The sequence below is a fragment of the Enterobacter sp. 120016 genome (assembly GCF_018383635.1).
GTDB lineage: Bacteria > Pseudomonadota > Gammaproteobacteria > Enterobacterales > Enterobacteriaceae > Enterobacter > Enterobacter asburiae_D.
Genome location: NZ_JAHAWC010000009.1, coordinates 160367 through 173087, shown reverse-complemented (window position 1 = coordinate 173087; position 12721 = coordinate 160367). Strand labels below are relative to the sequence as shown.

The window sequence follows — 12721 nt, the reverse complement described above, 5'->3', positions numbered from 1 at the left end:
CCAGCACGGCCTTCGTCCAGCAGTTTGCGGAACATTTCAACGCCAGTACAGGTAGACTTCGCAGTCTCTTTGATACCAACGATTTCAACTTCTTCACCAACTTTGATGATACCGCGCTCTACACGACCGGTAACAACGGTACCACGACCGGAGATGGAGAATACGTCTTCGATTGGCAGCAGGAATGGCTTGTCAATCGCACGCTCTGGTTCTGGGATGTAAGAATCCAGGAAGCCAGCCAGTTCGATGATTTTCGCTTCCCACTCAGCTTCGCCTTCCAGCGCTTTCAGAGCAGAACCACGAACGATTGGGGTATCGTCGCCTGGGAAATCGTACTGAGACAGCAGTTCACGAACTTCCATCTCTACCAGTTCCAGCAGCTCTTCGTCATCAACCATGTCGCATTTGTTCAGGAACACGATGATGAAAGGAACGCCTACCTGACGACCCAGCAGGATGTGCTCACGAGTCTGAGGCATTGGGCCGTCAGTCGCAGCAACAACCAGGATCGCGCCGTCCATCTGCGCAGCACCGGTGATCATGTTTTTAACATAGTCGGCGTGGCCTGGGCAGTCTACGTGTGCGTAGTGGCGAGTCGGGGTGTCATATTCAACGTGGGAAGTGTTGATGGTGATACCACGTGCTTTTTCTTCTGGTGCGTTATCGATCTGGTCGAATGCACGAGCAGAACCACCGTAGGTTTTAGCCAGAACGGTAGTGATTGCAGCAGTCAGGGTAGTTTTACCATGGTCAACGTGGCCGATAGTACCAACGTTGACGTGCGGTTTTGTACGTTCAAATTTTTCTTTAGACACGGCTATATTCCTTACTATAGTGCTCTCCCCTGTGGAGAGAGCACGGGACTTAGGTTTTAATCCTGTGGATTACTTACCACGGGCTTCAATAACGGCCTGAGCAACGTTGTTAGGCGCATCATCATACTTCAGGAATTCCATGGTGTATGATGCACGACCTTTGGTCAGAGAACGCAGCTGAGTTGCATATCCGAACATTTCAGACAGCGGAACTTCAGCGTGGATCTTAACGCCAGTTACTTCGGATTCCTGACCACGCAGCATACCGCGACGACGGCTCAAGTCACCGATAACGTCACCGGTGTTCTCTTCAGGAGTTTCTACTTCAACCTTCATGATTGGCTCAAGCAGAACTGGTTTTGCTTTCTTAAAGCCTTCTTTAAAGGCAATAGACGCAGCCAGTTTAAACGCCAGTTCAGAGGAGTCAACGTCGTGGTAAGAACCGAAGTGCAGACGAACACCCATGTCAACAACCGGATAGCCAGCCAGAGGGCCCGCTTTCAGCTGTTCCTGAATGCCTTTATCAACGGCTGGGATGTATTCGCCAGGAATTACACCACCTTTGATGTCGTTGATGAACTCGTAACCTTTCGGGTTAGAGCCCGGCTCCAGTGGGTACATGTCGATCACAACGTGACCGTACTGACCGCGACCACCAGACTGCTTAGCGTGTTTACCTTCAACATCGGTAACTTTCGCGCGAATCGCTTCGCGGTAAGCAACCTGAGGTTTACCCACGTTCGCTTCAACGTTGAATTCACGCTTCATACGGTCAACGATGATGTCCAGGTGCAGTTCACCCATACCAGCGATGATGGTCTGGTTAGATTCTTCATCAGTCCATACGCGGAATGATGGGTCTTCTTTCGCCAGACGGCCCAGAGCCAGACCCATTTTTTCCTGGTCAGCTTTGGTTTTTGGTTCAACTGCGATGGAGATTACCGGCTCAGGGAATTCCATACGCTCCAGAATGATCGGGTGATCTGGGTCACACAGGGTGTCACCAGTAGTCACGTCTTTCAGACCGATAGCTGCAGCGATGTCGCCCGCACGAACTTCTTTGATCTCTTCACGTTTGTTAGCGTGCATCTGTACGATACGGCCAAAACGTTCACGCGCCGTTTTCACGGAGTTCAGGATGGTGTCACCGGAGTTAACCACACCAGAGTAAACGCGGAAGAAGGTCAGGTTACCCACGAATGGGTCGGTAGCAATTTTGAACGCCAGTGCAGAGAATGGCTCTTCGTCGCTTGCGTGACGCTCAGCCGGAGTATCTTTACCGTCGTCCAGGATGCCGTTGATCGCAGGAACGTCAACCGGGGATGGCAGGTAGTCAACTACCGCATCCAGCATCGCCTGAACACCTTTGTTCTTGAACGCAGAACCACAGGTTACCAGGATGATTTCGTTGTTCAGAACGCGCTGACGCAGAGCTTTTTTGATCTCTTCTTCAGTCAGTTCTTCACCACCCAGGTATTTCTCCATCAGCTCTTCAGAAGCTTCAGCAGCGGATTCGATCAGGTTCTGGTGCCATTCGTCAGCCAGGTCCTGCATCTCAGCCGGGATATCTTCGTATTCGAAGGTAACGCCCTGGTCTGCATCGTTCCAGTTGATGGCTTTCATTTTCACCAGGTCGATAACGCCGGTGAAGCCTTCTTCAGCACCAATTGCCAGCTGCAGCGGAACAGGGTTCGCGCCCAGACGGGATTTGATCTGACCAACAACTTTCAGGAAGTTAGCACCCATACGGTCCATTTTGTTAACGAACGCGATGCGTGGAACTTTATATTTGTTCGCCTGACGCCATACGGTCTCAGACTGTGGCTGAACACCACCAACTGCGCAATAAACCATTACCGCGCCGTCAAGAACACGCATGGAACGTTCTACTTCGATGGTGAAGTCAACGTGGCCCGGGGTGTCGATGATGTTTACGCGATGCGGTTCGTACTGCTTAGCCATACCTGACCAGAATGCAGTAGTCGCTGCGGAGGTGATAGTAATACCACGCTCCTGCTCCTGTTCCATCCAGTCCATGGTGGCTGCGCCGTCATGAACTTCACCGATTTTATGGTTTACACCGGTGTAGAACAGAATACGTTCGGTAGTAGTGGTTTTACCGGCGTCGATGTGCGCACTGATACCGATGTTACGGTAGCGTGCGATGGGTGTTGTACGAGCCATTTGATTCCTCGTTTATATCTTTAGGCGTTCAGTTAAGTTACCCAGAGCGGGCGGCTTCTCTGAAGCGCCCGCCTGGTGACTAATACTCCGAAGGGATTACCAACGGTAGTGTGCGAACGCCTTGTTGGCTTCTGCCATACGGTGAACGTCTTCACGTTTCTTAACTGCAGTACCTTTGTTGTCTGCAGCATCAGAAAGTTCGTTCGCCAGACGCAGAGCCATGGATTTATCACCGCGTTTACGAGCAGCTTCAACGATCCAACGCATTGCCAGAGCATTACGACGAACCGGACGAACTTCAACTGGAACCTGATAAGTAGAACCACCAACGCGGCGGGACTTAACTTCTACAGTTGGGCGAACGTTGTCGAGAGCGACTTCGAAAGCTTCCAGTTCATTTTTACCAGAACGCTGAGCCAGGGTCTCAAGCGCGCTGTATACGATTGCTTCTGCAGTAGATTTTTTACCATCTACCATCAGGATATTTACAAATTTTGCCAGCAGTTCTGATCCGAATTTCGGATCTGGAAGGATTTTACGCTGACCAATGACGCGACGACGTGGCATGGGAATACTCCGTTGTTAATTCAGGATTGTCCAAAACTCAAAGAGTTTAGTGTGACATTAAGATAAATCAGTTTGGCCTTACTTAACGGAGAACCATTAAGCCTTAGGACGCTTCACGCCGTACTTGGAGCGAGCCTGCTTACGGTCTTTAACACCTGAGCAGTCGAGCGCACCACGAACGGTGTGGTAACGAACACCCGGAAGGTCTTTAACACGACCGCCACGGATCAGGATCACGGAGTGTTCCTGCAGGTTGTGACCTTCACCACCGATGTAGGAAGTCACTTCGAAACCGTTAGTCAAACGCACACGGCATACTTTACGCAGTGCGGAGTTTGGTTTTTTAGGAGTGGTGGTATATACACGAGTACATACGCCACGTTTCTGCGGGCAGGCTTCCAGCGCAGGCACGTTGCTCTTTGCAACTTTGCGTGCGCGTGGTTTGCGTACCAGCTGGTTAACTGTTGCCATTAAATAGCTCCTGGTTTTAGCTTTTGCTTCGTAAACACGTAATAAATCGACCTCATACAATATGAGGACGCGAAATTTTAGGGCTACGTCGAAAAGGTGTCAAGAAATATACAGCGATCTCAGATCACCAGTTCATTTGACTGGCGTGCGTCACAGTAAGATTGACGAAATCAGTATAGCCAACCACGTCAATTTTGGCTGAAATTTGACCAGAAAGACCCCGCGCATCCAGATCGTCTTTCAGCGCAGAGACTGTTATGGGGGCATTCGTGAGAATTTCAACGAAACGACTGCCTTCCAGTGCGGCAAGCACGCCATCCTGAATCAGCAGCAGGTCATCACCTTCGCGCAGCATACTCAGTAACGCGTCGGTATCACATTGCCATGGTGAATGGCTCAGAGTATGGAGCATGACGGCCTCAGAAAGTCAGAATAGTGTCGTAGTGGGAAAGGTGTTCGCGCAATGCAGCAGAAGACAGGACCGTCGCATCCAGCACGAAAGGCGTTGCCTCGTTTAAACCACGCGCGGCCAAAGAGTCAGCACAAACATAGAAGGTTTCGATATCGTAAAGCGGTAACACTTTGAACGTCGCGATGTAATCACGCGCCAGAATGGCCTGAGGCTGTTGCCCCGTCAGAAGCTGAAATACGCCGTCGCCCAAAAAGAAGACACCGATATCTTCGGTCAGCGCGGAAGTCGCAAGTAACGCATCCAGCCCTTCTCGACCAGAAGCGCTGCCGTGCGGCGCAGAGGTAAAAACAAATGCCACGCGCTTCATCAAAATTGCACCACTCTGTCACAGGTTAATGCCGCCTGTGCCAGTGCACCCAGACCACTCAACGAAAAACCGGGCTGCAGGTTAGAACCCGATAAACCAAGACGCGCGGCTTCGGTTGCATCGGTCACGCCGCGGCGCAGTGCCGCCGCCACGCAGATGTGCAGTTCTACGCCCTGCTTTTCGTTTAATGCCTGCCAGCCGCGCACCAGATCGAACTCATCGCTCGCCGGTGACGTAAACTGATTCGCGTTATACACCCCTTCCCGATAGAAAAAGACGCTCGCCAGCTCATGCCCGGCCGCCAGTAGCGCATGCGCAAACTGCAGCGCGCTGCTGGCCTGCTGAGTACCGTAGGCCGGGCCTGTCACCATTAACGCAAAACGCATTACTTATCTTGTCCCAGGAAATCGCCGCTTTTGAACTGGCGAATATAGAGGTAGACCGTGTGCTTGGAGATGTTCAGACGATCGGCCACCTGGTTGATGGCGTCTTTAATATCAAAAATCCCTTTCTCATAGAGATTGAGCACGATCTGACGATTCTTGGCGTTGTTCGAGACGTTGCGATCGGCATTCACCTCTTCAATCGTAAACTCAAGCGTCTGCGTCACCAGATCTTCAACGGAGGAGGCAAAGTTAACAGAAGAGCCAACGTCCGGCGTTTCTGGTGGAATAAAGGTGCTCATGATTTGCGAGAATGGCACATCAAGGTTCATGTTGATGCACAGTAGCCCAATAACACGATGCTCGCGGTTTCGAATCGCGATGGTTTCTGATTTCATCAGCACGCCACTTTTGGCGCGGGTGAAATAGCATTTGGAGACGCTGCTGTCCGCGCCGGTCATGTCATGCAGCATACGCAATGCAAGGTCGGTAATTGGCGAACCAATTTTACGGCCAGTATGCTCACCATTCGCAATGCGGATGGCGGAACACTTCAGATCTTGCAGGGAGTGCAATACGATTTCGCAGTGGGAGCCAATGAGCATCGCTAACCCGTCCACTACCGCTTCATAGGATTTCAGAATATCGAAGTCGGTCTGATCGAAAGGACGTTGATCCAGCAAATCAAGTTCACTGGTTTCGTTGGTTAAAAGCGACCTGGACATGAAAAAAACACTCCTTTTCAGGAGCCTGTCGTTAGGTTTTCAGGGCAGGCTCATTATCTACACGGACAACTAAATTAATACAGCGTGCCTAACGCTTTCCAGTGTTAATTATATCTGCCCCACAATAAAAAACCGCCGCCTTAAAGGCGGCGGTTTTTTTACAGCATTACTTCTTAGCAGCAGCGGCTTTATCGTCAGCCGGCGCGTCTGCTTTGGCATCCGCTTTCGGTGCCGGTTTGATGTCCAGCAGCTCTACGTCAAAGACCAGCGTAGAGTTGGCAGGGATACCCGGAACGCCGGTTTTGCCGTAGGCCAGATCCGGTGGGATAACCATCTTAATCTTACCGCCTTTCTTGATGTTTTTCAGGCCTTCAGTCCAGCCAGGGATCACACCATCCAGACGGAAGGAAAGCGGCTCACCGCGGGTGTAAGAGTTGTCGAACTCTTTACCGTCGATCAGCGTACCTTTGTAGTTCACAACAACGGTGTCGCTGTCTTTAGGCGCATCGCCGGTGCCTTCTTTCTCAACTTTGTACACCAGGCCAGTAGAAGAGGTTTTCACACCCTTCTCTTTCGCAAAGGTATCGCGGTAGGCTTTGCCTTTCGCTTCGTTGTCTTTCGCGTCCGCGTCCATCTTAGTCTGCGCGGCACCCTTCACGCGCGCTTCAAACGCCTGCAGAGTCTGTTCAATTTCCTGGTCAGACAGCTTGCTCTTATCTGCAAATGCGTCCTGAACGCCCGCGATCAGCTGAGCTTTATCCAGTTTGATGCCCAGTTTCTCTTGTTCTTTCAGAGAGTTTTCCATGTAACGACCCAGAGATGCGCCCAGTGCGTAGGCGGATTTCTGGTCGTCATTTTTGAACGCCGCTTTGCTGTCTGCAGTAGCAGCAGGCTTCGCAGCAGTATCAGCAGCGAATGACAGCGGCGCGTTCAGCGCAACGGCCATCGTGGTCGCCAGCAGCGTTACTTTAAACAGTGATTTCATCCATATCTCCAGGGCCTGGGGACTCTCACCCCAGCGTTAAACGTAAATGAGTGACGTACTATAAAACGTTGCGGAAGAAATCTACAGACAGACACTTCCAATTCTCGCCACTTTTCAGACTATTTTTGTTTAAATAAGTTTCCTGCCAAAGGGATGCGGACTGTACTTAAGGATAAACTCAGTTAAACTGCGCCGCCGCAGGGCCATTATGGCGAATCTGAAATAAACGAGGTGAATGATGAAGGATACAGCAATAGAAGCGAGATTGGCTGAGCTGGAAAGCCGCCTGGCTTTTCAGGACATCACCATCGAAGAGCTAAACCAGACCGTGACCGCACATGAGCTCGAAATGGCAAAACTGCGGGATCTGATGCGCCTGCTCACTGAAAAAGTGAAGGCAACGCAGTCATCGCACATCGCCTCTCAATCTGAAGAGACGCCACCTCCTCATTATTGAGGCGTAAAAAAAGCGGGATTATCCCGCTTTTTTATTTTCCGCATGACGGAATTAATGGCAGCCGCAGCCGCCGTTACCGCAACCACCTTTACCGTGATCGTGGTCGTGACCATGGTCGTGGCCGTGACCACCGCAGCAGCCGTCGTGGCCGTGATCGTGGTCATGGTCGTGACCGTGCGCACCGTGAACGTGGCCATGAGCCAGCTCTTCTTCGGTCGCTTCACGGATCGCAACAACTTCTACGTTGAACTTCAGGTTCTGGCCAGCCAGCATGTGGTTACCGTCAACCACGACGTGGTCATCTTCCACTTCGGTGATTTCAACAGGAACCGGGCCCTGGTCAGTTTCAGCCAAGAAGCGCATGCCAACCTGCAGTTCGTCAACGCCCATGAACACGTCTTTAGGAACGCGCTGAACCAGGTTGTCGTCATACTGACCGTAAGCGTCGTTCGCGCCCACAGCAACGTCAAATTTGTCGCCAACTTCATGACCTTCCAGCGCGGTTTCCAGGCCAGAAATCAGGGAGCCGTGACCATGCAGGTAGTCAAGCGGCGCACTCACCGGAGACTCATCAACCAACACACCGTCTTCTGTACGTACCTGATAGGCCAGGCTGACCACCAGGTCTTTTGCTACTTTCATGATATCTCCTGAGCGTGGGAAAATTGCTGGCGCAGATTGTAGCGGAAATCTGCACCCGTGTACCCTTTAGCTTAAAAAAACTCAGGGCATATCGCTAGTCCGGATGAAAAATCCCGATAACTTGCTCTTCTTTGCGAACGTGATCGCGGGCCTCTTTATCGGCCTCACGCATCTGGTGACCGCACTTAACACACTCAACAACATCAATATTATTTTCCCGCCACATCGCCAGGGTATCTTGCACCTGGCAGGTCGGGCATTTTGCACCCGCAATAAAGCGTTTACGTACAGCCATCTTTCGTTACCCTTTATTCAAATTCATCCCAGCCATCAAGCTGGCGTCGTTCCTGCTGCATCTCTCGCTGGAAGATCTCCTCCAGCTCGCGACGCGCTTCCCGCACGCGGGAGATCTGCTCAGTATCGGTATGTACCGGCATCAGCTCGCGCAACATTTGCATATCCAGCCGGCGGAAGTGCATCTGGGCGCGCTGCGCCTGATGCGGATGCATGCCGAGCGAGATCAGCGCCTTGCGGCCCAGCTCCAGCGCACTGGAGAACGTCTCACGGGAGAAGTGTTTCACACCCGCCTGCAACAGTTCGTGAGCTTCAACACGTCCCCGCGCACGCGCCAAAATATGCAGATGCGGGAAATGCTGCTGACACAGCTCCACCAGCTTCATCGTGTCTTCCGGATCGTTACAGGTAATCACGATGGACTCTGCCGCTTCCGCCCCCGCCGAGCGCAGCAGCTCGAGCTGGGTGGCATCGCCGTAATACACCTTATAGCCATATTTGCGCATCAGGTTGACCGCGCTGATATCCCGCTCCAGTACCGTAATGCGCATTTTGTTCGCCATCAGCAAACGACCGATAACCTGTCCGAAACGGCCAAAGCCCACCACAATCACCTGAGGCTTGTCGTCTTCCACCCACGGCGCTTCGTCTTCATCGTCCGTCGGGTTCAGGCGGCGCGACAGCAGTTTATCCACCAGCTTCATCAGCAGCGGCGTGGTCATCATAGACAGCGTGACCGTCACCAGCAAAAGCGCCATCTGATCGTCTTTAAACAGCTTCTGGGAGGAGGCGGTCGAAAACAGCACAAACGCGAACTCGCCCCCCTGGCTTAACACGCTGGCAAACTGCATGCGTTCCGAACTGCGCAGCCCGTAGATACGTGCCATGACGTACAGCACCAGCGTCTTCACCGCCACCAGGATGGCAACGCTCACTATCACCCACAGCAGATGGGTATAGAGCACGCCAAGGTTGAGCGCCATCCCCACCGAGATAAAGAACAGGCCTAACAGCAGCCCTTTGAAGGGATCGATGGCAATTTCCAGCTCGTGACGATACTCGCTCTCCGCCAGCAGCACCCCGGCGATAAAGGTCCCGAGCGCCATCGACAGCCCCAGCGCGTCCATAAATAACGCCGATCCCAGCACCAGCAGCAGCGTCGCGGCGGTAAATACCTCGCGAACGCCCGACGCGGCAATAAAGCGGAACACGGGACGTAGCAGGAAACGACCGCCGATCAGCATGCCCGCGAAGGCCAGCACCTTCATGGCGATTTTAGCCCAGTCGAAATGATCGTCCCCGGATCCCGCCAGCAGCGGTACCAGCGCCAGCGCCGGGATCACCGCCAAATCCTGGAACAGCAGCACCGAAAAGCCCAGCTGACCGGCTTCGTTGCGATTCATCCCTTTATCGCGCATCAGCTGCAGCGCCATCGCCGTCGACGACATCGCAAGGCCTATCCCGCCAATCACCGCCGCCTGCCATGAAAAGTGGGTCAGCATTAGCAGGCCGCCCAGGATCGCGGCGCTGAACAACACCTGCGCGGCGCCCACGCCAAAGATAGAGCGTCGGAGTTGCCACAGTTTCGAAGGATTCAGCTCCAGGCCGATGATGAACATCAGGAACACCACGCCCAGCTCGGAGAAATGGAGAATCTCATCTACATCGCTGATGAATCCCAGTCCCCAGGGACCAATCGCGATCCCCGCCAGCAGATAACCCAACACCGCACCGATACCAATGCGTGCAGCAAGCGGCACCGCGACGACGGCCGCAAATAAAAACAGCACCCCGGCGAGGAGCAAATTCGATCCTTCCATTAACGACCTCCTGCCGGAATGGGTGACGCCAGCCATTCACCGTAGGCTCTGGCGTGGCTTGCCAGTTCTTTCGGATCCTGTCGCCGCGCCCAGTAGACAATAATCGGGCTCATCCAGTGCATACGGCACATCGCCGCCGTCAGCTCGAAAGGCCGCAGGATGTCGCTCATCGGATAACGATTCAGCCCGTCGTGACGGTAAGCGCTTTCGGGTTCACCGGTCGTAATCACACTACGCCAGTACTTTCCCGCCAGCTGGTTGCCCCCCACCCCGCTGGAGAAGCCCCGGCTCAGCACGCGGTCCAGCCACTCTTTGAGCAGCGCCGGACAGCTGTAGGTATAAAGCGGATGCTGGAACACAATCACGTCATGCTGACGCAGCAGCTCCTGCTCGTAAGGGATATCAATAAAGAAATCAGGATAGTGCGCGTAGAGATCGTGCACCGTCACGTTGCTGAGCTGTGTGGCCGGCTTAAGCAGCACCCGGTTTGCCACCGAGTCCTGAGATTCCGGATGGGCATACAGCAGCAGCACTTTTGCTGTCTGAGACATCATTCCCCTCCCGGTCTTGTTTCTGTTTTTGTGTATCGTCGTTGTTTTGGGCTACCATGGCGGCCCGGTGCGGAAAATGGCCCACACCTTACATTATCATAATGACAAATTAACATAGTCGGAACATACGGCGCTTCTATGATTGTTTTCTCCTCGTTACAAATTCGTCGCGGCGTGCGCGTCCTGCTGGATAACGCCACTGCTACCATCAACCCAGGCCAAAAAGTGGGCCTGGTCGGCAAAAACGGCTGCGGTAAATCCACCCTGCTGGCGCTGCTGAAAAACGAGATTAGCGCTGACGGCGGTAACTTTACCTTCCCGGGGAACTGGCAGCTTGCCTGGGTAAACCAGGAGACGCCTGCGCTGAGTGAACCGGCGCTCGACTATGTTATCGACGGCGACCGTGAATACCGTAAGCTCGAGGCGGAACTCAACGCCGCGAACGAGCGCAACGACGGCCACGCCATCGCCACCGTTCACGGCAAGCTGGACGCTATCGACGCGTGGACCATTCGCTCCCGCGCCTCCAGCCTGCTGCACGGCCTGGGCTTCAGCAATGAACAGCTGGAACGCCCGGTCAGCGACTTCTCCGGCGGCTGGCGTATGCGTCTCAACCTGGCGCAGGCGCTGATCTGCCGCTCTGACCTGCTGCTGCTCGATGAACCGACCAACCACCTCGATCTCGATGCGGTTATTTGGCTGGAGAAGTGGCTCAAGAGCTATCAGGGCACTCTGATTCTGATCTCCCACGACCGCGACTTCCTCGACCCGGTGGTGGATAAAATTATTCATATCGAACAGCAAACGATGTTCGAGTACACCGGCAACTACAGCTCCTTCGAGCGCCAGCGCGCGACGCGTCTTGCCCAGCAGCAGTCCATGTACGAAAGCCAGCAGCAGCGCGTGGCGCACCTGCAGAGCTTCGTGGATCGCTTTAAGGCCAAAGCCTCAAAAGCCAAGCAGGCCCAGAGCCGCATCAAGATGCTGGAACGCATGGAGATGATTGCCCCGGCGCACGTGGATAACCCGTTCCACTTCAGCTTCCGCGAGCCGGAAAGCCTGCCAAACCCGCTCCTGAAGATGGAAAAAGTGAGCGCGGGCTATGCCGACCGCATTATTCTCGACTCCATCAAGCTCAACCTGGTCCCGGGTTCACGCATTGGCCTGCTGGGGCGTAACGGTGCCGGTAAATCAACGCTGATCAAGCTGCTGGCGGGCGAGCTTAACCCGGTCAGCGGTGAAATCGGCCTGGCGAAGGGCATCAAGCTGGGCTACTTCGCCCAGCATCAGCTGGAATTTTTACGCGCGGATGAATCGCCGATTCAGCACCTCGCGCGCCTGGCGCCGCAGGAGATGGAGCAGAAGCTGCGCGACTATCTCGGCGGCTTCGGCTTCCAGGGGGATAAGGTCACCGAAAACACCGAGCGCTTCTCCGGGGGCGAAAAGGCCCGTCTGGTGCTGGCGCTGATCGTCTGGCAGCGCCCGAATCTGCTGCTGCTCGATGAACCGACCAACCACCTGGATCTCGACATGCGTCAGGCGCTGACCGAAGCGCTGATTGAGTTCGAAGGCGCGCTGGTTGTAGTTTCGCACGATCGTCACCTGATCCGCTCTACCACGGACGATCTCTACCTGGTGCACGGCGGCAAAGTCGAACCGTTCGACGGCGATCTGGAAGACTACCAGCAGTGGCTGACGGACGTGCAGAAGCAGGAAAATCAGCCAGAAGAATCAGCAAAAGACAACGCCAACAGCGCGCAGGCGCGTAAAGACCAGAAGCGTCGTGAAGCGGAGCTTCGCACCCAGACGCAGCCGCTGCGTAAAGAGATTACCCGTCTCGAAAAAGAGATGGAAAAGCTCAACGCCACGCTGGCTATCGTTGAAGAGAAGCTCGGCGACAGCGGTCTGTATGACCAGAGCCGCAAGTCTGAGCTGACCGACTGCCTGCAAACGCAGGCGAAGACCAAATCCAGTCTCGAAGAGTGCGAAATGGCGTGGCTGGACGCGCAGGAACAGCTGGAAGCGATGCTGCAGGCTGAATAACACGC

15 protein-coding genes are annotated in these 12721 nt (G+C 54.0%); 2 read left to right on the top strand and 13 right to left on the bottom strand.

The window, feature by feature from the left end:
- From tuf to fkpA, 9 genes are all read right to left on the bottom strand, one after another.
- The coding region (tuf, locus tag KIF87_RS14920) for an elongation factor Tu (protein ID WP_213329137.1) at positions 1–815 on the bottom strand (815 nt) is incomplete at its 3' end.
- 69 nt (positions 816–884) lie between these two features.
- Complete coding sequence (gene fusA / locus KIF87_RS14915) at positions 885–2999, bottom strand: elongation factor G (RefSeq protein WP_063144212.1); 2115 nt, start codon at positions 2997–2999, stop codon at positions 885–887.
- A 96-nt stretch (positions 3000–3095) separates the two neighbouring features.
- Positions 3096–3566 (bottom strand): 30S ribosomal protein S7, encoded by a 471-nt coding sequence (gene rpsG / locus KIF87_RS14910; protein WP_004106370.1) that lies wholly within the window; start codon positions 3564–3566, stop codon positions 3096–3098.
- A 96-nt stretch (positions 3567–3662) separates the two neighbouring features.
- Positions 3663–4037, bottom strand: coding sequence for a 30S ribosomal protein S12 (gene rpsL / locus KIF87_RS14905; RefSeq protein ID WP_000246815.1), 375 nt, complete (start codon positions 4035–4037; stop codon positions 3663–3665).
- A 124-nt stretch (positions 4038–4161) separates the two neighbouring features.
- Positions 4162–4449: a sulfurtransferase complex subunit TusB gene (gene tusB / locus KIF87_RS14900; RefSeq protein ID WP_054830114.1), complete on the bottom strand. Its 288-nt coding sequence runs from the start codon at positions 4447–4449 to the stop codon at positions 4162–4164.
- Positions 4450–4456: 7 nt separating this feature from the next.
- Positions 4457–4816, bottom strand: coding sequence for a sulfurtransferase complex subunit TusC (tusC, locus tag KIF87_RS14895; RefSeq protein WP_213329136.1), 360 nt, complete (start codon positions 4814–4816; stop codon positions 4457–4459).
- A complete protein-coding gene (tusD, locus tag KIF87_RS14890) occupies positions 4816–5202 on the bottom strand; it encodes a sulfurtransferase complex subunit TusD (RefSeq protein ID WP_121426097.1) in 387 nt (128 codons plus the stop codon). Before tusD ends, tusC begins: the two co-directional genes overlap by 1 nt.
- Positions 5202–5924: a helix-turn-helix transcriptional regulator gene (locus KIF87_RS14885; protein ID WP_003861697.1), complete on the bottom strand. Its 723-nt coding sequence runs from the start codon at positions 5922–5924 to the stop codon at positions 5202–5204. Before KIF87_RS14885 ends, tusD begins: the two co-directional genes overlap by 1 nt.
- A 166-nt stretch (positions 5925–6090) precedes the next feature.
- A complete protein-coding gene (gene fkpA, locus KIF87_RS14880) occupies positions 6091–6909 on the bottom strand; it encodes an FKBP-type peptidyl-prolyl cis-trans isomerase (RefSeq protein WP_023309460.1) in 819 nt (272 codons plus the stop codon).
- Between the two features lie 238 nt (positions 6910–7147).
- Between fkpA and KIF87_RS14875 the strand changes: the two genes are divergently transcribed.
- Positions 7148–7366 carry a protein SlyX gene (locus tag KIF87_RS14875; RefSeq protein WP_159515679.1) on the top strand — a complete coding sequence of 73 codons (219 nt, stop codon included), beginning with the start codon at positions 7148–7150 and terminating at the stop codon, positions 7364–7366.
- A 51-nt stretch (positions 7367–7417) separates the two neighbouring features.
- Here the strand turns inward: KIF87_RS14875 and slyD are convergent, their stop codons facing one another.
- The 4 genes from slyD to kefG form a co-directional block, all read right to left on the bottom strand.
- On the bottom strand, positions 7418–8008 hold the full coding sequence (gene slyD, locus KIF87_RS14870; protein ID WP_063865788.1) for a peptidylprolyl isomerase: 591 nt from the start codon (positions 8006–8008) through the stop codon (positions 7418–7420).
- Positions 8009–8102: 94 nt separating this feature from the next.
- Positions 8103–8303, bottom strand: a complete 201-nt coding sequence (locus KIF87_RS14865; RefSeq protein WP_213329135.1) for a YheV family putative zinc ribbon protein — start codon at positions 8301–8303, stop codon at positions 8103–8105.
- Positions 8304–8316: 13 nt separating this feature from the next.
- Entirely contained in the window at positions 8317–10122 is a 1806-nt protein-coding gene (gene kefB, locus KIF87_RS14860) for a glutathione-regulated potassium-efflux system protein KefB (protein WP_213329134.1), read from the bottom strand.
- Positions 10122–10673: a glutathione-regulated potassium-efflux system ancillary protein KefG gene (gene kefG / locus KIF87_RS14855; protein WP_014885493.1), complete on the bottom strand. Its 552-nt coding sequence runs from the start codon at positions 10671–10673 to the stop codon at positions 10122–10124. The genes kefB and kefG overlap by 1 nt, the downstream gene beginning before the upstream one ends.
- A gap of 138 nt (positions 10674–10811) precedes the next feature.
- Here kefG and KIF87_RS14850 point away from each other — a divergent pair, with 138 nt between their 5' ends.
- Positions 10812–12716: an ABC transporter ATP-binding protein gene (locus tag KIF87_RS14850; RefSeq protein ID WP_213329133.1), complete on the top strand. Its 1905-nt coding sequence runs from the start codon at positions 10812–10814 to the stop codon at positions 12714–12716.
- Positions 12717–12721 lie beyond the last annotated feature (5 nt).

Bases quoted from the DNA above. Each gene is read 5' to 3' on its own strand.
- KIF87_RS14850 (WP_213329133.1), top strand. From the start codon at position 10,812: ATGATTGTTTTCTCCTCGTTACAAATTCGTCGCGGCGTGCGCGTCCTG.
- KIF87_RS14865 (WP_213329135.1), bottom strand. From the start codon at position 8,303: ATGGCTGTACGTAAACGCTTTATTGCGGGTGCAAAATGCCCGACCTGC.
- KIF87_RS14885 (WP_003861697.1), bottom strand. From the start codon at position 5,924: ATGTCCAGGTCGCTTTTAACCAACGAAACCAGTGAACTTGATTTGCTG.
- rpsG (WP_004106370.1), bottom strand. From the start codon at position 3,566: ATGCCACGTCGTCGCGTCATTGGTCAGCGTAAAATCCTTCCAGATCCG.
- fkpA (WP_023309460.1), bottom strand. From the start codon at position 6,909: ATGAAATCACTGTTTAAAGTAACGCTGCTGGCGACCACGATGGCCGTT.
- kefB (WP_213329134.1), bottom strand. From the start codon at position 10,122: ATGGAAGGATCGAATTTGCTCCTCGCCGGGGTGCTGTTTTTATTTGCG.
- rpsL (WP_000246815.1), bottom strand. From the start codon at position 4,037: ATGGCAACAGTTAACCAGCTGGTACGCAAACCACGCGCACGCAAAGTT.
- fusA (WP_063144212.1), bottom strand. From the start codon at position 2,999: ATGGCTCGTACAACACCCATCGCACGCTACCGTAACATCGGTATCAGT.
- tusC (WP_213329136.1), bottom strand. From the start codon at position 4,816: ATGAAGCGCGTGGCATTTGTTTTTACCTCTGCGCCGCACGGCAGCGCT.
- kefG (WP_014885493.1), bottom strand. From the start codon at position 10,673: ATGTCTCAGACAGCAAAAGTGCTGCTGCTGTATGCCCATCCGGAATCT.
- slyD (WP_063865788.1), bottom strand. From the start codon at position 8,008: ATGAAAGTAGCAAAAGACCTGGTGGTCAGCCTGGCCTATCAGGTACGT.
- tusB (WP_054830114.1), bottom strand. From the start codon at position 4,449: ATGCTCCATACTCTGAGCCATTCACCATGGCAATGTGATACCGACGCG.
- tusD (WP_121426097.1), bottom strand. From the start codon at position 5,202: ATGCGTTTTGCGTTAATGGTGACAGGCCCGGCCTACGGTACTCAGCAG.
- KIF87_RS14875 (WP_159515679.1), top strand. From the start codon at position 7,148: ATGAAGGATACAGCAATAGAAGCGAGATTGGCTGAGCTGGAAAGCCGC.